Raw genomic sequence first — 19301 nt, forward strand, 5'->3', positions numbered from 1 at the left:
CCTCCCCCTGTTTTTGGGCCCCCCCCCTTCTTTCCCCCCCCCGCCACTGCGTTGCCCGCCCCTTTGGCAGCGGTGGCGGAAAGGCGCCGCGACCGGTCGCACCACCTCGGCGGGGAGATCGTGGCGGCGCCATGCGAGACCCGATAGGTCAGCACCGACGTCGGTGTCGTACCGCGGATGCTATGGGTTACGAGCAGGAGATACCTGCCGCATTTGACCAGGTACCACCGGTCCCGCTGCCCGAATCTGACGGCTAATGGTGGGCCGTGGCAGAAGCACACCACGCATGCCACGGCATCGTCGTTTGAGCCGCGGTGCCGGGGACGCGGCTCGGCTGTCAGACCCCTGTCAGGGTCGAAGGTGTCCACCAGAGCTGACAAGCGCCGGTTTGAGGGTGCGGAACATCCATCGGCGCACAAGTCGCCTGCGGGGTTCCGCCCGCCGCCGGGCCCTGAGGTTAGGGCCGACCGCGAGCCGGGCGCCTCGGGTGCCGCGCCGTTTGGTGCGCTGACACCTCACCGAGACCCGCCACACCCGACAGGGAGGACGCGCTCCTCCTGAGGACATGTCGCGGCTCGACCACGCCCTGCCTCCTGCGCCCGGCGGCGGCCCCCCTATCCGCCGATTCGATGCCCCCACCCTTGCCGCTTGCCGGGGTGGGGCCGGAGGTGACCATCCCCATGTTCCGCATCCCGGCACGTTGTCGTGCCCTCACCCACTCCCCTACCGTCCGCCTGGTCAGCCGGATCGCCGTCGTCGCCGCAACGGGCTTGCTGTTCCTGTCAGTGCCCGCTGCCGCGTACGCCGAGGCCGGGCTACCGGTGCTGTCGGCGAACTCCCTGCCGGTTGTCATCGCGAATCTGCAGGCCTGGCTGATCGGCATCCTCGCCGCGGTGGCCACCCTGTTCCTTGTCCTGGCAGGGGTGTACTGGGCGACCGCGGGCGGTGACCCGGCGCAGGTCGAGCGGGCCAAGGGCGCGCTGAAGAACGCCCTGGTCGGCTATGGCCTGGCGGTGCTCGCGCCGATCCTGTTGCAGGTCGTCCAGGGCATCGTCGGGGGCTGATCATGGGTTGGCTGCTCGATCAGATCCTCGACTGGCTGGCGGCGGCGATCCTCGCGACCTTGGACGCGCTGATCGGGGTGATCAGCAGTGCGCTGCTGATCACCCCGAACGTCACCGCCCTGCCGCAGGTGCAGGCCCTGACCGGCCGTTCGGTCCTCGTCGTCGACGCCGTCTTCGTCCTCGCCTTTGTTGCCGCCGGCGTGCTCACCATGAGCGCCGGCGGCAGTGAAACCTCCCACTACACCGTCAAGGACCTCGTGCCGAGGTTGATCGTGGGCTTTGTTGCCGCGCATTTCTCGCAGCTGTGGTGCGGCATGCTGATCAGCCTTGCCAACGCTCTCACCGGCGCGCTCACCACGCCCGACGGGGACAGCGACGGCGCGCTGCGGGCGATCAAGACGCACGTGGCCGCCGGCCAGGACAAGACGGCGGTGCTGCTGTTCGTGGTCTGCGTGGCGATCATCGCGGTGCTGCTCGCGTCCACCGCGTTCAGCGTGATCGTCCGCTTCGCCGTCGTGCTCGTCCTGACCGCGTTCGCGCCGCTGGCTCTGGCGTGTCACGCGCTGCCCCACACCGACCCGATCGCCCGGGTGTGGTGGAAGGCCTACGCCGGCACTCTCGCGGTGCCGGTGGTGCAGGGCTTCACCCTCTACGCGGGGCAGTGGATGCTCACCGACCCTGAGCACCTGCTGCCAGTGCTCGGACTGCCGGTGGACCCGGGCGGGGTGATCAACCTGTTCGTGGTGATGGTCATGCTGTGGACCACCCTGCGCGTTCCGGCGATGATGAGCCGCTTCGTGTCCACCGGCAACGGCCGCGGCGCGAACATGATCAGCGCCGCGGCGCGGGTCATGGTGGTGCAGCAGGTCACCCGGTCGATTCCCGGCCTCGGCCGCGGGCTGCGGGCGGTGAGCCGATGACCGCCGACGGCCGCAGCGAGCAGGGGCGGGCGCGGATGCCCGCCGACGTCGATGCCCCCGACAAGGTCCTCTACGGACTGACGTTCCGGCAGCTGGCCATCCTCGCTGTCGCCGCCTTGGCCTTCTACGGCGCGTGGCGCGCCCTGCATCGGCTCCTTCCCGCGCCGGTGTTCGTCGGCGGCGCCGTCATCGTCGGCGGGCTCGTCTTCGGCATTGCGGTTGGCCGCCGTGACGGCCTGCCCTTGGACGTGTGGCTGCTCGCCGCCGTGTGCTACTGCCGGCTCCCCCGCGCGCTGTCGACCACTGACACCACGTCGGGGACACCCGACTGGGTGCAGGTACCGCGGACAACCGTGACGCTGCCGGCGCCGCTCAAGCTGCCCGCCGACGCCATCGACGACCGCGGGGAAATCCGCCTCGGCGCGACGCGGGCGGCGATGGTCGCCGCGACGAACGTCAACCTTGCCCTGCGCACTCCCGATGAGCAGGCGGCTCTCGTCGACACCTTCGGCCGGTGGCTGAACTCCCTGTCGACGCCGACGCAGATCGTGGTGTCGGCGCAACCGGTGGACCTGCGCTCGCACGCCCGCACCATAGGGGCGGCAGCCGGCGCGTTGGCGCACCCAGCGCTGACCGACGCAGCAACCGATCACGCTCGGTTCCTCGATGACCTCGCTGCACGGCGGGATCCGCTGCGCCGTCAGGTCCTCATCGTCACCCGCGCCAGCGCCGGTGAGCGGGGCGAGCACGCCGCGCGGCGCCGAGCCGACGACACCGCCCGCGCCCTGTCCGGCCTTGGCGTGACCACCCGCGCGCTGGACGGCGCAGCGGTCACCGCGGCTATCGCCGCCGCCGCCGACCCCTATCGGCCAGCCCGCCCGGGTGGGCTCGCCGCCCCCGACACGGTCATCACCGGCCCGGATCTCCCCACCGGCAAAAGAAAGCGGCCCTCATGAAAGCCCTCACTCGTTTCCGCACGCCCGCCAACGGTGACCGCCAGCCCTCTTCGCTGGCGGCCACCGTCGCCCCCGCCTCGATCGAGGTGACTCCTCGGATGCTGCGCGTCGGCGACGGGTACGCGGCGACCCTTGTGGTCACCGGCTACCCGGCCGAGGTCGGGCCCGCCTGGCTGGAACCCCTGCTCAGTTGGGCCGGCCGCCTCGACCTCGCCCTGCACATCGAGCCGCTGCCCGCCCCGGTCGCGGCCGCACGGCTGCGCAACCAGCGGGCGCGTTTCGAGTCCTCCCGCCGCAGCGACGCCGAGCGCGGCAAGCTGTCCGACCCCCACGTCGACGCCGCAGCCGACGACGCCGCCGACCTCGCCCAGCGCCTCGCTCGCGGCGCGGCCAAGCTGTTCCGCGTCGGGCTCTACCTCACGGTGCATGCCCGCACCGAGGACGAACTCCTGGACGCCTGCGCCCAGGTGAGAGCGGCGGCCGCGTCGACGCTGATCGAGGTGCAGCCCGCCACGTGGCGGCACCTCGCCGGGTGGACCGCCACTCTGCCCCTCGCGACTGACTCCTTGCAGATGCTGCGGACCATGGACACCGCCGCGTTGGCCGCAGCCTTTCCCCTGGCCTCGGCGGACCTGCCCGCTCCGCTGCCCGGCGACCCATCCGCCGAGGGCGGCATCCTGTACGGGATCAACCCCGACTCCGGCGGCATTGTCTGGTGGGACCGGTGGGCGCAGGAGAACCACAACTCCGTCGTCCTGGCCCGCTCCGGCGCCGGCAAGTCCTACTTCGTGAAGCTGGAGATCCTGCGCAACCTTTACCAGCAGGTGCAGGTCGCCGTCATCGACCCCGAAGACGAGTACCTGCGCCTGGCTGACGCCGTCGGCGGGGCCGTGGTCCGCCTCGGCCTGGCCGGGGTGAAGATCAATCCGTTCGACCTACCGGCCGGGGACACCCGCCCCGACGTGCTGACCCGGCGCGGGCTGTTCCTGCACACCTTGATCGCGGTGCTGCTCGGCGAGCAACCGCCACCGGCGGAACGGGCCGCTTTGGACCGGGCGATCCTGGCCGTCTACCGCGCTGCGGGCATCACCTCAGATCCCGCCACCCACCACCGGCCCGCCCCACTACTGCGCGACTTCGCCAACTGCCTGCGCGCCGACACCGACCCCGCCGCGGCACAGTTGACCGCCCGCCTCGCACCGTGGGTGCACGGCTCGTTCTCGGACTTGTTCGACGGACCCACCACGACCCGTCCCGACGGGCACCTGGTCGTCTGGTCGCTGCGGCACCTGCCCGACGAGCTGCGCCCCGTCGGGACCCTCCTGGCGCTGGACGCCATCTGGCGGCAGGTCGACGCCCCCGGCCGGCTAGCCACACGACGGCTCGTCGTGGTCGACGAGGCGTGGCTGCTGATGCGTGACGGCGAGGGCGCCCGGTTCCTGTTCCGCATGTCCAAGGCCGCCCGCAAACGCCACGCCGGCCTGGCGGTCATCACCCAGGACGTCGCCGATGTCCTGGGCACCGACCTCGGCCAGGCCGTCGTCGCGAACGCCGCCACCCAGGTCCTGCTCAAGCAGGCACCGCAGGCCATCGACGCCCTCGGCGACGCGTTCGGCCTCACCGCCGGCGAGCGCCGACTGCTCCTCACCGCCCGCGTCGGCACCGGCCTGTTGATCTCCGGCACCAATCGGACCAGCGTCGAAGCCATCGCCTCCCAGGCTGAGCACCACCTGTGCACGACCCGTCCCAGCGAGCTCGCCGGCCTGGACGAGGGAGACGACCTGTGACCCCACCCGCCACCGCTTTGGCTCTCCTACCGCCCACGCCGGCGCCTGACCCGTCGAGGCCGGGCCCGGGCGTCGTCCTACCCCCGACCGGGCTCACCCGCTGGCTCGTCGAGGCCGCGGCCTGGGCGGGACAGCGGCCGTGGCTGCTCGCCGTGGTCGCCGCCGCGCTGATCGCCAGCGTCGCCGGACGCAACCTGCTCGCGCGGTGGCGGCACCGGTGGCACGCCGACGGCGCCCGCCTCGTGACGATCGCCCCGCCACCCGAGATCGACCCGCACAGCGCGCAGGCGCTGTGGGCGAACCTCGCCGGCACCCTCGCCCCGTCGCGTCGACGCCGGTGGCTCTATGGAAGGCCGCACGTGGTCTGGCAGTACACCTGGACCGGTCGGCGGCTGCTCATCGGCGTGTGGGTGCCCGGCACCGTGCCACCCGGCGCGGTGGAGGCCGCCGTGCGCGCCGCGTGGCCCGGCGCGGCGTGCAGCACCGACGACAACGCCCCGCCGCCGATACCGGTGGACGTGGCGACGGCGGTGGGCGGGCAGCTGCTGCCCACCGCCGCCGAATGGCTTCCCTTCCACACCGACCACGACGCCGACCCGCTGCGGGCGCTGATGTCCGCCGGCTCCCAGCTGCGCGCCGACGAGTACGCCTGCGTGCAGGTCCTGGCCCGCCCGGCCGCACCCCGCCGGGCGCTGCGCGCCCGCCGCGCGGCCATCAGGTTGCGCGACGGAAAAACCGCCATCCCCGCCATCAACCTGGCAGCGCCGCTGCTGTGGCTCATCGAGGTGTTCCTACCCGGTGGTCCCGCTGGCCCCGCACGGCCCGCTGCCGCAGGCCGGCGGGACCCGGGCGTGGAGCGCGACGTGCGGGCCATCCTGGACAAGAGCGCCCACCCCCTGTGGGAGACCGCCGTGCGCTACGCCGTCGGCAAGGACAACCGGCGTTCGAGCACCGACCAGCGGCCCCGCCTGCGCGGCATAGCCGACACCATCGCCTCCTCGTTCGCCGTCTACTCCGGCCGCAACCGCCTCACCCGCCGCACCCGCCTGCCGGCGCCCGCCGCCGTCATGGCATCGCGGCGCCTCGGCGCCGGGTTCCTCACCTGCACCCCGGAACTGGCCGCTCTCGCCGCCCTACCCCGCGACCTGGCCGTGCCCGGCCTGGACCGGGCTCGGGCGAAGTCCATGCCGGCCCCGGTCGCCGTGCCCACCGGTGGGCGCGGCACGAAGACGATCGGCGACGCGCAGGTCGGCGGCCACGGCGTCGCCCTGGCCGTCCCGGACGCCCGCTACCACCTACACGTCGTCGGATCCACCGGCTCCGGGAAGACCACCCTGCTGGTGAACATGGCCGTCGACGACATCGCCGCCGGCCGTGGCACCGTGGTCATCGACCCCCACGGTGACATGGTCCTCGACATCCTCGACCGGCTTCCCGCCTCCGTCGCGGATCGGGTGGTGCTGTTCGACCCCGACCAACCCAACCCGCCCACCCTCAACCCGCTGTCCGGCGACGACCCGGACCTGGTGGTGGACAACCTCGTGTCGATCTTCGGGAACATCTTCGCCAAGGCGTGGGGGCCGAGGATGGACGACGTGATGCGGGTGGCGTGCCTGACCCTGCTGCGCCACGCCAACGTCACCCTGCAGCACATCCCGCCGCTGCTGAACTCCGCGCAGTTCCGGTCGGCGATGACCGTCGACCTCGACGACCCGGCCGGGTTGTCCGGGTTCTGGCAGTGGTACGACGAGCTCAACCCCGCCCTGCGCTCCCAGGTCATCGGCCCCGTCCTCGCCCGCCTGCGGGCGTTTTTGCTACGCGACTTCGTCAAGCGCACGATGCGCTACCCGAAGTCGAGCTTCGACATGGGCAAGGTCCTTGACGGCGGCGCGCTGCTCGTCCGGATCCCGAAGGGCCAGCTCGGGGAGGACACCAGCAAACTCCTGGGTTCCCTCGTGCTGGCGCAGGTGTGGCAGGCAGCGACCGCCCGCGCGAAGACCTCGCCGGACAAGCGCCGCGACGCGACCCTGATCATCGACGAGGCGCAGAACTTCCTCACCCTGGCCAACAGCCTCGACACGATGCTCGCCGAGGCCCGTAAGTACCGGCTGTCGCTGGTCCTGTCCCACCAGGACCTCGCGCAGTTCCCCAAAGACCTCCTCGCCGCCGCGTCCGCGAACGCCCGCAACAAGATCTACTTCTCGTGCGCGCCCGAGGACGCCCGCGTGCTCGCCCGCCACACCCTGCCGGAGCTCGACGAGCACGACCTGACCCACCTCGACGCCTACACCGCCGCCACGCGCCTGGTCGTGGACGGCCGGCAGACCCCGGCGTTCACGATGCGCACCCGCGCACCGAAGCCCGTCGTCGGGGAGGCGACCGCCATTCGACAGGTCGCGGCGGCCCGCGTGGCATCGCAGGACACGAGCGGTATCGACGAGCTGGTCGAGCAGTACTCCCGGCGCGGGGACAAGGCGACCAAGGGCCGCCGACGGTAGGCCGGGCGCCGTCGCGGCAGTTTCATCCGCCGAGACGCCTGCGGGAGCGGCGTCAAGGTGGGGCTTCCGGGCCCTCTTCCGTGAGGGCTTCAGCCGCCCTTCACCACCGCCCGCCCGTCGCACCGACGACCGGTCCGGCCATGCGGGCGGTTCCTGCAGCACACGAGGCCTGAATGCCGATGGTCGTCGTCGCTGTCAGTTCCCGACACCCTCCCCACAGGAGGGGTCATTCCTTCCACTCCCCTAGGAGATGCCTCGTGTCCCGCTCCCTCATGCGTGACCGTCTCGATCACCTGCGCCGGCTCACCCTGCGCGATCGTCAACTCCTGGCCTGGCTGGCCGAGCACTATGTGCTGTCGGCCGGTCAGATCACCCAGGCCCTGTTCCCGTCAGAGCGCTCGGCCCGGCTTCGGCTGGCGACCCTGCACACGATCGAGGCCCTCAGTCGATTCGTGGATGTCACGACCGGAGACCGGCAGCACCTCTACGCTCTCGGCCCGCTCGGCATGCTTGTGCACCCCACCACCTTCCACGACCCGGACCATCCCGACGCCCGCACCCCGCACACCAGCTTCGAGCGCGTCGCGCGGATCGTCGGCAGCCGCAACCTGCGGCATCTGCTCGGCACGAACCAGCTGTTCATCGACCTGATCGCGTACACCCGCACCCACCCTGACGCACAGCTGCGGCGGTGGTGGTCCGAACAACACGCCACCGGCGCCTACGCCATCGCCGGCATCCGACCCGACGGGCACGGCATCTGGTCGGTCGACGGCCACACGGTGGGGTTCTTCCTCGAACACGACAACGCCACCGAACCTCTGGCCACCGTGCTGGCGAAGCTGCGCGCCTACAGCCGCCTCGCGGAGTTCGGGCCCCGCTACCCGGTCCTGCTGCGCGTGCCCAGCCGTCGCCGCGAAGCGCACCTGCTCGACGCGCTGGCCGGCCTGAGCACCGCCATGCCCGTGGCCGTGGGCGTTCATGGCGAGCATCCCGCGGGACCCGTGTGGACGCTGGCAGCGGACCCGGCGGTGCGCCGCTGCCTGCATGAGCTGCCCAGCGACCACGGACCCGCCAATCCCGCGACCAACCCCCACCGCTACATCGAGGACGCCGACGCCTAATAGCCCAGCCTTCCAGGACCGGCTCGGGCGTCCTACATGCGACCTCTGGCCGGGCTCGCCGACATTTGGGCGTCCATCGTCAGCTTCCGGCCGAGACGGCATGGGACCGCGTCCAGCATCGGCGGAAAGGGGAATGCGACGCGCACACGTCGATGCGTAAGCCATCGAGCAGCACTATGCATGCGGTCGCCCACGACAGCTTCGACCGCGTCCGGCTCGACGTACCGAGCTGGAAGTGGATACCACCGGCGGCGACCGACCCGGCGTCGGTGAGATCCCTGCCTTCTTAGACGGTGAACGATGAGCCAGCAAGTCACTTTCAGTGGTTCGGCGAATGGCCGCCCCTGGGTGGCCATCCCCCGCTGAAACACGTCGTCACTTGACGCCCGACGCACTTGGGATGTCTGCGCTGTTGGGCCGCCGAGATGGTTGGCGGCGCGGACCTGCTCCCCATGTCGGTCTCCTCACCGACTATCCGGTCCTGACAGGCCAAGCTCCGACGTCGCTGGCCCTTCGCCCCTACACGGCCACGTCCCGGCGCCGGTTCTGCGCTGGTATGACTGCTTGGCACTCTTCGTAGATCTCGCCGAGTGAGTGCTCCCGTTACCTTAGACGTAAACCTCTATTCATCTTGATTCCCTTTCCACGTCATATGGAATCCGCCTAGCTCAGAAGAAAGCATTTTCCTATGTGCAAAGTCGATGATCTTCGCAGCCGAAGGGTCGATGCCCCAAACTGATCATGGTGGTTGGCTTATCGCTCCCCGTGATAGGAGGATCAGTGAAGAGAGGCAGCTCCGTGTCGGGTCCATTGTCCCGGATACCACACCTGTCAACTAGTCCCGGTGGGCGGGCGCTCGCCGTCGGCCTGCCGGTGGCGTTGACGGTAGAGGAACATGTCAGAACCTAAGAAAGCCGCTCCCAGAAAGGCCCCGGAGCTTTTGCGAGCACTGGGGGCGATGTGCATCTTTTATCTACTGGAGGAATGGCGGCCCGATGACTGGGCGTCAGGTCTGTGGAAGTTTCCGTTCTACGTAGTGCAATTACTTATCGGCATTCATGTCTTTGACGGCCTTTGGCTTCTGTTTCAAAGGCTGCGAGGGCCGGGCCGATAGGGCAAGGGTCGGTTGACCGGGTGCCCTGACGGTTCACGCCGTCGGGGCACCCTCGTTGGGCCAACTCTTTGAGGACGTGTTGGAAGTGGTCTGATGTGGACGGCCTGGCGGGATCATCGGCGGTGGGGGCGGGCAGTTTGGCGCGGTGTCTGCTCGTCGTGGCTAGCCCTCGGATCTGACCGCCGCCCAGTGGGGGGCCTTGATCGAGCCGGTGCTGCCGGAACGGTGGGCGCAGTTCTACTGCCGCGTTCGATCGAGGTCGGGGTGCGGGTCGGGCACATCAGGCAGTAGTTGCGGCCGCAACAACTACCATGACCGGGTTGGGCGGACCATGAGACGCAGCATTAGGAAGGGTTGCAATTACTACACCAATGGCCTTCCTGGCTTCGGTCTGGTGGTGCGTTGGGCTACGGTGCGGGTTGGGCTGGCTGGGACTAGAGGGTGGTTGCATGTTCGTGAAAAGCAGGTACTGGTGACTAGGGCAGGCCGAATGCTGTTCGGGGTGGGCTTCCTACTCTGGGTGCTCTCTCCGCTGATATGGGTTATGGGGAAGCTTCCCCTGGACGCCAGCCTATTTATCGGCTCGACTGCTCTTCTCCCGTGGCTGATATACGTCGGGACCAAGAAGCGTGACACGGGCAGCCCTCAGTAGTCACAAGTCCGTTCTGAGTTTGACCAGGCACGAGCCGATCTGTCGGTCGCGGTCCTAGCCAGAGGCGCCTGCAGCCAACGGCTGCAGCCCTTCGCGGCACACGGTGCAGGCCAGCGGTGCGACGGCGGTGTAGGCGGTCGATGCCGTTACCGCTCGTACACAGCCATCGGCGAGGGGCGGCAGATCTACCTGCCGGTATCGCGGCCGCGCTCGGGTTCCAGGCAGTCTGGCGGCCTTCAGAAGCCATGATCTGCAGGCTGCTGGAGGTTTTGAACAGCGACCTCTGGCCATTCGTCGGGGTGCCGGTTCGCCGCTGCTGGATGCCCCATGCTGTCTCGGCCGGGATCTGGCATTGGAGGATGCGAATGTCGGCGAGCCCGACCAACGGTGGCAGGTGGCCCGCTAGATGTAGTGCCCATGAGGGTTGTTGACGGCGTGGCGGCTTGAGACAAGAAGAGACCTCCGGCGAGGTGTGAGGTGCTGACGCCCACACCGAAACCGGAGGTCTCATGGCCCACCGTAATGCCCGGCTGACCATCCACGGCCGGCGACTGCTCATCACGCGTGTCGTCGACCAAGGCCGGCCGGTAGCTCACGTCGTGAAGGAACTGGGGTGTTCCCGGGCCACTGGCTACAAGTGGTTGCAGCGGTGGCGGGTCGAGGGCAACGCTGGTCTGCGGGACCGGTCCAGCCGGGCTCACCACCAGCCGCACAAGACGTCCGCGGAGCTTGAGGCGCGGATCTGTCAGCTGCGGCAGGAACGCAAACTCGGAGCTCGCCGGCTCGGACCGTTACTCGGGATGCCCGCCTCGACGGTGCACGCCGTGTTGACCCGTCACGGCCTGCACCGCCTGGCCTGGCTCGATCGGCCCACCGGTCAGGTCATCCGCCGCTATGAACGCGAACGGCCCGGCGAACTGATCCACGTTGACGTCAAGAAACTCGGCCGGGTTCGCGACGGCGGCGGCTGGCGAGTCCTGGGCCGCGACAGCCTCCAGCACAGGCGTGCCCGCAACGCCAGCCGTGTCGGCTTCGACTACGTGCACTGCGCCATCGACGACCACACCCGCCTCGCCTACGCCGAAATCCACCCCGACGAGAAGACCGACACCTGCGCCGGATTCCTCCGCCGCGCCGCCGAACACTTCGCCAACCACGGCATCCCCCGCGTCGAACGCGTCATGACTGACAACGCCCTGGCCTACCGCCGCAGCCGAGCCTGGCACCAGACACTGACCGACCTCGGCGCCACCGCCCGCTTCACCCGCCGCTACCGACCCCAGACCAACGGCAAAGCCGGACGCTTCAACCGCACCCTGTGCGACGAATGGGCCTACGCCCAACCCTTCACCAGCAACAAGCAACGCGCTGACGCCCTACCCGCCTGGCTGCACACCTACAACCACCATCGCAACCACACCTCACTCGGCGGCAAGCCACCCATCAGCCGCGTCAACAACGCTGCTGGGCACTACAGCTAGAGCCGGTCTACAAGGCTGGCTCGGCCACCGTGGTCTACCGGGACGAGATCAAGGAGGGCATGGTCCACCGAGCCGATTCTTCGGGCGAGTCGACGGGCGAGGGTGGTCTCGCCGCGCCGGGCGGACCGCTAACGACGACAAGTTTCGGTCTTCTTCGCACCACGTCGTTTATAGCCGCGCTGGTCCCGTTGGTCGTCGATGTGCGGCTGTCAGCCGTCGTGCCCGCCTGTCAGACCGGATCGGTCTGACAGGCCATGTGCCGCACCACCCCCACGGCGGCGAGGAGAACGTCTGACAGGGCAGGTCATGGCCACTTTCGTTCGCCCTGGCGGCCTCGCGGGCGCTGACAGACCGCGCCGCTACCGTTCTCGGTAACACCCCCACCCACATCGCTGCACCCTGGTTCGGTCCCACCTCAGGGATCTTCGCCGCACCCACCGGGTGCGCCAGGCCCACCCGCCGCTTCGGCCGGTCGGCAGGCGCCCCGCGCGGCGACCCTTGATGTCGCACCAACCACCCGCACCACCACCTCTTACTTGTCTCCCAGACCCGACCCATGCACCCGGTGGGCCGGTCACCCCTGCGCGCCCCATTGCGCACCCATCCCGAGGAGGAACCTGCCATGGCCGACAACCTCAACGGCACGGTGCTGACCCGTCACGGCAGCCGTGTGCCCTCCCTCCCGCCCCGGACTGCCACCTCGACCAGCAGTACTGCCCCTACCCGGAGCGCCGCGGCCGTCCCGCGGCAGAGCGTCACGCCGGCACCGAGCATCCACACGATGATCGTGTGCCTGCCCGACGCATTGCCGGCCGAGGCGCTCACCGCGCACCAACTCGACAAACACTTCGGGGTCACCGGCACCCTCACGCCCCGGTTCTGGGCCGTTCCTCGGCTAAGGCTGTGGCAGCGCCGTCAGATGATCGGCCTGCGCAAAGGCCGCCCCGCAGCGTGCGTGGGAGGACCCCTCATGCTGCTGGACCTGTCGGGCACGCGCCACGCCGCCGGTGTCGGCGCCGGGATCCGCTACCAGATGTGGCAGCAGGTCGTGCACGGCACCCGTCCGGCTACCCCGTGGCCGGTGTTCGAGGCCCGCCACCTCGCCGATCCGCAGAAGTACACCTTCGAGCAGGCCGCCGCGGACTTCCACGCGCAGCCGCGTGTCAACGCGATGCGGTTGCACGCCGCCGCTACACCCGGTGGGAGGCAGCCCGGCGTCGGTGAGCTGGAGATGTACCAGGCAGGACTGATGGCCTACCAGCACTACAGCGCCAGCTCCGCCATCGTCGGTGACGCGCTACTCACCGTCGACGGTCGCACTCTTGCCCCGGCCAGTGACGCCCTCACCCACCGGGTGACCTACCTCGATCAGGCGCTGCGCTACCTCGACACCGTCGAGCCCCGCCAGCGGCTGCTCGCGGTCGCCCTTTAACCACCACACGACCGGCCGGACGGCGCGCCCTGACCCCTGCCCAGGGACACCAGGGAGCGTCGCCCGGCCGGTCGGCGTCCGCCACTCCGCACCAACGAAGGAGGCATCACTGATGAGGTCACGACACCGCGCCGCCGCCATCGGGGCGGCGCTCACCGCCGTCGAACACGACGCCAACAGCCGAGGCTGGGACGCCCTGCCCGCGCTGCTCGGCCTGTTCGACGCCACCACCGACCGCCACCAGCCCCACATCGCCATCGACGTGCTCGGCGTCGACCCGGCCTTCTGGTGGCTGCACGAGCAAACCGTCCCCGGCATGCGACTGCCCTACTGGGTGGGCCTGAGAACCCTCACCGCCCACCTCGCCGGACCCGACGCCCCGGCGACGCTGGCACGGTGGGCTGGGCAGCGGCGCCTGGCCGGGATGGCCTTCCTCGCCGAAGGCCTGGACACCAGCGACGCCGGCCGACGCGATGCTGCCGCCCACCGCCTGCCCGCCGGCCCCGACGGCGCACCGGTGCGGGCGCTGACGGCCTGCGACGTCGACGGGCGGCACTATCAGATCCTGCGCGTTCGCGGCGCGGCCACCACCCCGACCACCACCCTGGACGACCCGCCGGCGCGGGTGCGGGCCACCGTCATCCCGGCCTGCCTGCACCGCCTGCTCGCCGCAGCACGCCCGTAACCGCCGGACCCGACGCGGCGCGGGCGGACGCCGCCCATCCGGCGCTGGAAGCAGGCAGATCGGCCGACTGGGCACCTGCGATGTCACCCGCGCTAACCGGCAATCGGCTGGCACGCCGTTTCTGGTCAGCGCACAGCTGTGGAGCTGAGCCGGCCTCAACCACCTACCGCCTGCCGCTGCAGTCGACAACACCGCTCTGCTCTCGCAGCCGCGACCAGTCAAACCCTTTGGTGGCAGGCCAACGGACGGTGTGCTCCGCGGGCCCCCGGGCGCCCCGGGCCGGGGCATCCAGCCAAGCCCCGGCCAGCAACAGGCCACCCTTCCCCTCTTCCAGCCATCCCCCTATCGACCTGGAGGCACACCTGTCATGGCCGATCGTATGTGGTTCCGCGTCGAGGACGTGCTGCCGCTGGCAGAACACGCCCTCGCCTGTCCCACCCACCGCCTCACCCGCGCGCAGGTCGCCGCTGGAGCACGCAACGGCCCGGCACTGACTTTGAGCCGCACCGGCACCAGCGGTGTCCTGCTGTCCAACGGCATCCCCGCCTGGCACACCGCGCAGGGCGAGGAGCAGGCCGCCCGCAGCACCTCGTGGTACCCAGTTCCTGCCAGCAGCGCCGAGGTGCAGGAGAGCGTGTATCTGTCCCTCGGCCAGCCGGTTTCCGGCCAGGGTCGGCTGATTGATGTCCTGCGCGCTGGCCGCGCCCTCGGGAGCCGTTGGCTCGCCATTACCGCCGACACCTCGCCCGGGAAGGCCCTTGACGTCACCTGTGTGCGGGTCCTCGACCGGCGGGAGGACATCGCTCCGCCTGGCGTCCGCTGGCGTCCTCTGATGGTCACCTCACCGCAGGTCGTCGACAGGTCCTACCCCGCGCTGGCGGCCGTCGGGTGCACCACCGACGCCGGCGGGCTTATCTGCCGCTTCGACCCTGGTACGGCGCGGCTCATCGCCGCCGACCTCGACGGCCTGTGGCGGCTGGGCACCATGCCCGGGGAGTACCCGCTGCTGCGCTTCGACGGCGACACCCTCACCCTGCTCGAAGAACACGACACCGGTGACGACACCGCCCTCGACGTCGACGACCGGTGCTACCCCGACCCAGACGGCTACTACAGCGTCGGCGCCTACCGGTGGCTCTGGCACACCGACACCACCACCCCGATGCCGCTACGCACCCGGATACGGCTCAGCGTGACCGCTCTTGCCGCACGCACACGCGAGAGCGCCGCCGCACGCCGGCAGCCCCGCCAGACACCTCCCGCCGACGTCGAGCGTCTGTTCTAGCGCGCGTCCCGGCGCACCCACCCGCTCATCGCCTGCACCTCAGCAGCGCGGGAGCTGACCGATGCGCAACCCGCGCCAAACGCTCTCGGCCAGGCAGACAAGCAGTCCCGCAGATGCCCATCCCTGGGTTACCTCGGCGATTGCCCGCGGCCCCGCCCAGGTGATGGGCCCTCGCATCGCCGCCGTCCGGAACCGGCGAAAACCCCGCGCTACGCCGCCTGGGCCCACGGCACCCGCGCGGGGCCTCTGCCCGCGCTGGCGATGAGACCCCCGCTAGTCCCGAGATGCGGTCCGTGCACTTGATCAGCGCCGCCATCTCAGCGTGGATCAGTGCGTGGATCTCGACGCAGATCAATCCCACGACGAAAGGACGCCCTCGCATGACCGACACGTCCGACGAGACCCCACCGGCGCACAGCGCAGGCAAGGTCCTCGCGGCGCTGGCCGACCTCGGCGAGGCCACCGCCTCCGCGGTCGCCGAGCACGCCGGACTGGGCTACTCCACCACCACCCCAAGCTGCGGGCCTGGGAAGGATCCGGGCAGGCCGAGCGGGTTCGCGCCGGTGACGGCCGCACGCTGTGGCGGCTCACCGACGCCGGCCGAACCGCCACCGCGGTGACACGAGATACTCCCGAGCCGGCCGGCTCTGCGGCCGAAGAGAAGCAGTACCAGAGCGGCGATGCGTCTCCGCCCGCTTCGGCAGCAGCGGACACGCCGGCCGACGGCGCTGTCCCGCAGCCGCTACGCGAGGCGGACGCACCAGAGCCGAACCCTGCTGTCGACGCCGGTGGCACACCCGCCGACCCGGTGTCCGAGGCACCGCAGGACGGCTCCGAGGTCGGCGAGGCGCCCGGCGGGGAGGGCCGCCCGGGCACGGCGCGGCGTACTGGCGGGTCGCTGCGCGGCGCGGTCCTGGACATCCTGGAAGCCCACCCCGAGCGGCAGTACAAGACGAGTGAGCTGTGCAAGCTCGTCGACGCCGCGAATGCCGGCACCGGCGCGGCCAAGGCCAGTGCCGGGGCGGTCGCCAACGCCGTGACCAAGCTCGTCGCCGCCGGAACGGCGGTGCAGACGGTGGAGCGCCCGGCCACCTATCAACTCGCCCCCGCCACCGGCGGCCGGTAGCCCCATTGAGCCCGAGGGCGGGCGTCGAAGTTGGCGCCTCACGCCCGCCCCCGGTGCTCCTTTCTCGAGAAGGAGCGTCCTCGAGTGTCTCCCATCCTGCACACGATCGCTATCGCCGCCGGCGGGATCCTCGCCGGCCTCGCCCTCGCCGGAGCTCTGCTCTGGCGCCAGCAGCAAGCGCTTGACGTGGCCCGTTATCAGGCCAGCCACGACGACATCACCGGCCTGCCGAATCGGCGGCTGTTCCTCGACCGGCTGCGCGCCGCGCTCGCCGACAACGCGCCGGTCGGGGTGGTGCTGCTCGACCTCGACCGGTTCAAGACGGTCAACGACACCCTCGGCCACGACAGCGGCAACGTCCTGCTCGACCAGGTCGGCCGGCTGTTGACCGGCCTGCCCATGCCGGTGCAGGTCGTGGCGCGGCTCTCCGGCGATGAGTTCGCTGTGCTCGTCTGCGGCGACCGCGACGTCACCGCCGCAGCGGCCGAAGAAGCCTGGCGGGTCATCGACGCCGCTGCGATCCGGGTGATTAACGGTGACGTCCGGGTGAGCGCGTCGGTCGGCTACACCCACATTCACGGGCCGCACGCCAGTCCTCGGCAGTTGCTCGCCGAAGCCGACACCGCCATGTATCAGGCCAAACGCTTAGGCCTTGGTGTGTGCGACTACCGCCCCCACAGCACGCCCGACTCGGGCCGCAGCCGGGACCGCCATTGCCGCTGACCCGCCCGACGACCCTTGCACTCCAGGAAGGACCCCGTAGCCGCCGGCTGCGGGGTCCTTCCCCCTTTTGCCGCCCTGACAAGGGAGAAGCCCGTGTTGTCCTTCCGCACTGTCCACACCCTCGCCGGTTGCCTCCTGGCCGCCGACGCCGACGCCGAGCTGCTGGGCTGGGGCCAGCCCGCGAGGCTGCTGCTCGTCCACGACCGGGCGCTGGACTGCGCCGCTCCGGCGCGGATTCGCGAGATGCGCAGCCTGGAGTTCCCGCTGCACCGCGACGATCTGCTCACCGACGCTGCCGGCCTGCCCGCGCTGCTGCATCGCCTCGCCGCCGGCCTCGACCCGGATGCGCCGACGCCCTACCAGGCCACCTTGCACACCATCCTCGGGCTGATCCGGTCTACCGCACCCGACGCGCGGCTGCTGGCCTGGGCCGCCTGCTACGACGCCATCGACACCACGGGCGGGCAGCCCCGGCAAGCCCGCCGCATCGACGCCGTCGACACCGACGGCCGCGGCTACCGCCTCACCCGCCTGCGCGGTGAGGACCACCCGCTGCTGCTCGTCAACGACACCAGCGAGGCGGGCGACGTGCACGCCACCTACCGCGGGCTGGTCGCCCTGCTGTCAGCCACCGCCGGCTACAGCCACGCCATCGCGAGCACGCCGTGACCGGCCCGCAGTTGCCGTCCCACGCCGAACCCGACGATCCGATCTTCGCCGTGTGTGGGCCCGATGGTGCGTCTCTTCGCTGCCGGGTCTGCGGCGCGGTCGACGAGATCGTCGCCGACGAGGTGCCGTCCATGGCCGGCTACGGCGAGGACACCTGCACCCGCTGCACCCGCTGCGGCTCGGTCGAGACCACCGACCCGATCTTCGGCTGGCGCGCCAAGCCCGCCACCTGGCCGCCCGCCCCTGAGCACGACCAGCCATGACGACCGTCCGCAGCCGCATGCGGCTCTCCTTGGAGGAGTCCTGTTCCGTGAGCACCCACTGCTATATCGGCGCCACCGATCCCGACAGCCCGCACCTGGTACACGCCCGGTTCGTGCTCTTCGACGGGCACCCCAGCCATGTGCTGCCCGCCCTGGCCGCGATCTGGGCCGGCAGCGCCCGCTACCACACGCGCGCGCTGATCGCCGCGATCCTCGCCTGCGACTGGGAGTACCTCGACGCGCACATCACCGCCACTACCCGCTCCGGGTTCGCCGGGCAACGTCCTGTGCCGGGTGTCGGTATGACCCTGGCTTCCACCACTGACGGCGTCATCGACGCGCCGGAACCGGTCACCGTCTTCCCGCTGTGCCACGCCGGTCACCTCGACGCCGAATGGATCTACCTCATCGACCCCGGCACTGCCACGACCGCTGTGCACACCGGCGACGGCACCCGTGTGGCCTCCTATCGGCTCGCCGGCTGCCTGACCCCGACCGGCGTGGACCGCCGCCCCCAGGAGCCCTGTGGGTCGCAGCCGGTGGGAGCGACGCGGTGAGCGCCCGCGCCCTCGCCGCGATCAGCGCCGGGGTGATCGCCGTGCTGGTGCTGTGCGCGGGCGGGATTGGCGCCCTGTTCACCGGCGGCGGCACCGCCTCAGCCGCCTGCTACGGCGCCGTCGCCGCGAACGGGCAGCCGCTACCACCCACCATCACCGTGTCCCCACCACCGAGCGGCGACGCCGGCGGGTGGACCAGCGAACAGACGGCCAACGCCGCCGCGATCGTCGCCGTCGGCGTACAGGTGCAGGTTCCGCCGCGGGGTTGGGTCATCGCGGTGGCGACCGCAATCCAGGAGTCCAGTCTGCGCAACCTGCCCGGCGGGGACCGCGACTCCGTCGGGTTGTTCCAGCAACGCCCCTCCCAGGGCTGGGGAACCCCTGCCCAACTGCAGGAACCCCGCTACGCCGCCGGGAAGTTCTACACCGCGCTGCTGGCCGTCGACGGCTGGGAGGCCATGACACTGACCGACGCCGCACAAACTGTGCAGCGATCCGCCTACCCCGGCGCGTACGCGAAGTGGGAAGACGACGCGATCGCCCTGATCCGGATCCTGACCGGCGGCACCGCGGCCGGCCCGGTCGCCGGGGACCTGGAGCAGGCGATGAGCAACCCGCTGTGCCTGTTCGACGGCGGCGACGGGCAGCTCGGCGCCGACCAGGTGCCCCTGCCCACCGGATTCACGGTGGCGCCGGGAACACCTCTGCCGGTCGTCACCGCCATCGGCTGGGCCCTGGCGCAGCTCGGTACCCCCTACACCTTCGGCGGGGACTGCACCGCCGCACACTCCGGCATCCCGGCGCGCCAGTGCGACTGCTCATCACTCATCCAGCAGGCCTACCGGGCCGCCGGTATCGGCATTCCCCGCACCACCAGCGACCAGGTCCACGCCGGCACCGCCGTCGGCGACTACCGGGACCTGCGACCGGGTGACCTGCTGTTCATCCCCGGCAGCCGCGGCAGC

Annotated in this window: 17 protein-coding genes; all 17 read left to right on the forward strand. The window is 70.7% G+C overall.

The genetic code is table 11. The annotated features are described in order from the left end of the window. The first annotated feature begins 680 nt into the window (after positions 1-680). Complete coding sequence (locus ACTWLT_RS31135; RefSeq protein ID WP_445321447.1) at positions 681-1064, forward strand: pilin; 384 nt, start codon at positions 681-683, stop codon at positions 1062-1064. A gap of 2 nt (positions 1065-1066) precedes the next feature. Further along, positions 1067-1984 (forward strand): TrbL/VirB6 family protein, encoded by a 918-nt coding sequence (locus ACTWLT_RS31140; protein WP_445321433.1) that lies wholly within the window; start codon positions 1067-1069, stop codon positions 1982-1984. Continuing rightward, on the forward strand, positions 1981-2940 hold the full coding sequence (locus tag ACTWLT_RS31145; protein ID WP_445321434.1) for a PrgI family protein: 960 nt from the start codon (positions 1981-1983) through the stop codon (positions 2938-2940). The genes ACTWLT_RS31140 and ACTWLT_RS31145 overlap by 4 nt, the downstream gene beginning before the upstream one ends. Beyond that, complete coding sequence (locus tag ACTWLT_RS31150; RefSeq protein WP_445321435.1) at positions 2937-4727, forward strand: VirB4 family type IV secretion system protein; 1791 nt, start codon at positions 2937-2939, stop codon at positions 4725-4727. The genes ACTWLT_RS31145 and ACTWLT_RS31150 overlap by 4 nt, the downstream gene beginning before the upstream one ends. Positions 4728-4744: 17 nt before the next feature. Then, entirely contained in the window at positions 4745-7225 is a 2481-nt protein-coding gene (locus ACTWLT_RS31155; protein WP_445321448.1) for a helicase HerA domain-containing protein, read from the forward strand. A gap of 272 nt (positions 7226-7497) precedes the next feature. Beyond that, complete coding sequence (locus tag ACTWLT_RS31160; protein WP_445321449.1) at positions 7498-8349, forward strand: replication-relaxation family protein; 852 nt, start codon at positions 7498-7500, stop codon at positions 8347-8349. 2275 nt (positions 8350-10624) lie between these two features. Continuing rightward, a complete protein-coding gene (locus ACTWLT_RS31165; protein WP_445321436.1) occupies positions 10625-11596 on the forward strand; it encodes an IS481 family transposase in 972 nt (323 codons plus the stop codon). A gap of 781 nt (positions 11597-12377) precedes the next feature. Further along, positions 12378-13028, forward strand: coding sequence for a hypothetical protein (locus tag ACTWLT_RS31170; protein ID WP_445321437.1), 651 nt, complete (start codon positions 12378-12380; stop codon positions 13026-13028). A gap of 112 nt (positions 13029-13140) precedes the next feature. Beyond that, entirely contained in the window at positions 13141-13713 is a 573-nt protein-coding gene (locus ACTWLT_RS31175) for a hypothetical protein (RefSeq protein WP_445321438.1), read from the forward strand. A 367-nt stretch (positions 13714-14080) separates the two neighbouring features. Then, positions 14081-14998 carry a hypothetical protein gene (locus tag ACTWLT_RS31180; RefSeq protein ID WP_445321439.1) on the forward strand — a complete coding sequence of 306 codons (918 nt, stop codon included), beginning with the start codon at positions 14081-14083 and terminating at the stop codon, positions 14996-14998. Between the two features lie 380 nt (positions 14999-15378). Then, complete coding sequence (locus tag ACTWLT_RS31185; protein ID WP_445321440.1) at positions 15379-15618, forward strand: hypothetical protein; 240 nt, start codon at positions 15379-15381, stop codon at positions 15616-15618. Then, positions 15615-16124: a hypothetical protein gene (locus ACTWLT_RS31190; protein ID WP_445321441.1), complete on the forward strand. Its 510-nt coding sequence runs from the start codon at positions 15615-15617 to the stop codon at positions 16122-16124. Before ACTWLT_RS31185 ends, ACTWLT_RS31190 begins: the two co-directional genes overlap by 4 nt. Positions 16125-16208: 84 nt before the next feature. Further along, entirely contained in the window at positions 16209-16847 is a 639-nt protein-coding gene (locus tag ACTWLT_RS31195; RefSeq protein ID WP_445321442.1) for a diguanylate cyclase domain-containing protein, read from the forward strand. 93 nt (positions 16848-16940) lie between these two features. Next, the gene (locus tag ACTWLT_RS31200) at positions 16941-17516 is read left to right on the forward strand and encodes a hypothetical protein (RefSeq protein ID WP_445321443.1); all 576 of its coding nucleotides are present in this window, start codon (positions 16941-16943) and stop codon (positions 17514-17516) included. Beyond that, positions 17513-17779 (forward strand): hypothetical protein, encoded by a 267-nt coding sequence (locus tag ACTWLT_RS31205; protein WP_445321444.1) that lies wholly within the window; start codon positions 17513-17515, stop codon positions 17777-17779. The genes ACTWLT_RS31200 and ACTWLT_RS31205 overlap by 4 nt, the downstream gene beginning before the upstream one ends. Before the next feature lie 47 nt (positions 17780-17826). Continuing rightward, positions 17827-18336, forward strand: a complete 510-nt coding sequence (locus ACTWLT_RS31210) for a hypothetical protein (RefSeq protein WP_445321445.1) — start codon at positions 17827-17829, stop codon at positions 18334-18336. Further along, positions 18333-19301: C40 family peptidase (locus ACTWLT_RS31215; protein ID WP_445321446.1), on the forward strand; the 969-nt coding region annotated here is incomplete at its 3' end. The genes ACTWLT_RS31210 and ACTWLT_RS31215, both read left to right, overlap by 4 nt.

The sequence above is a fragment of the Micromonospora yongxingensis genome (assembly GCF_052601155.1).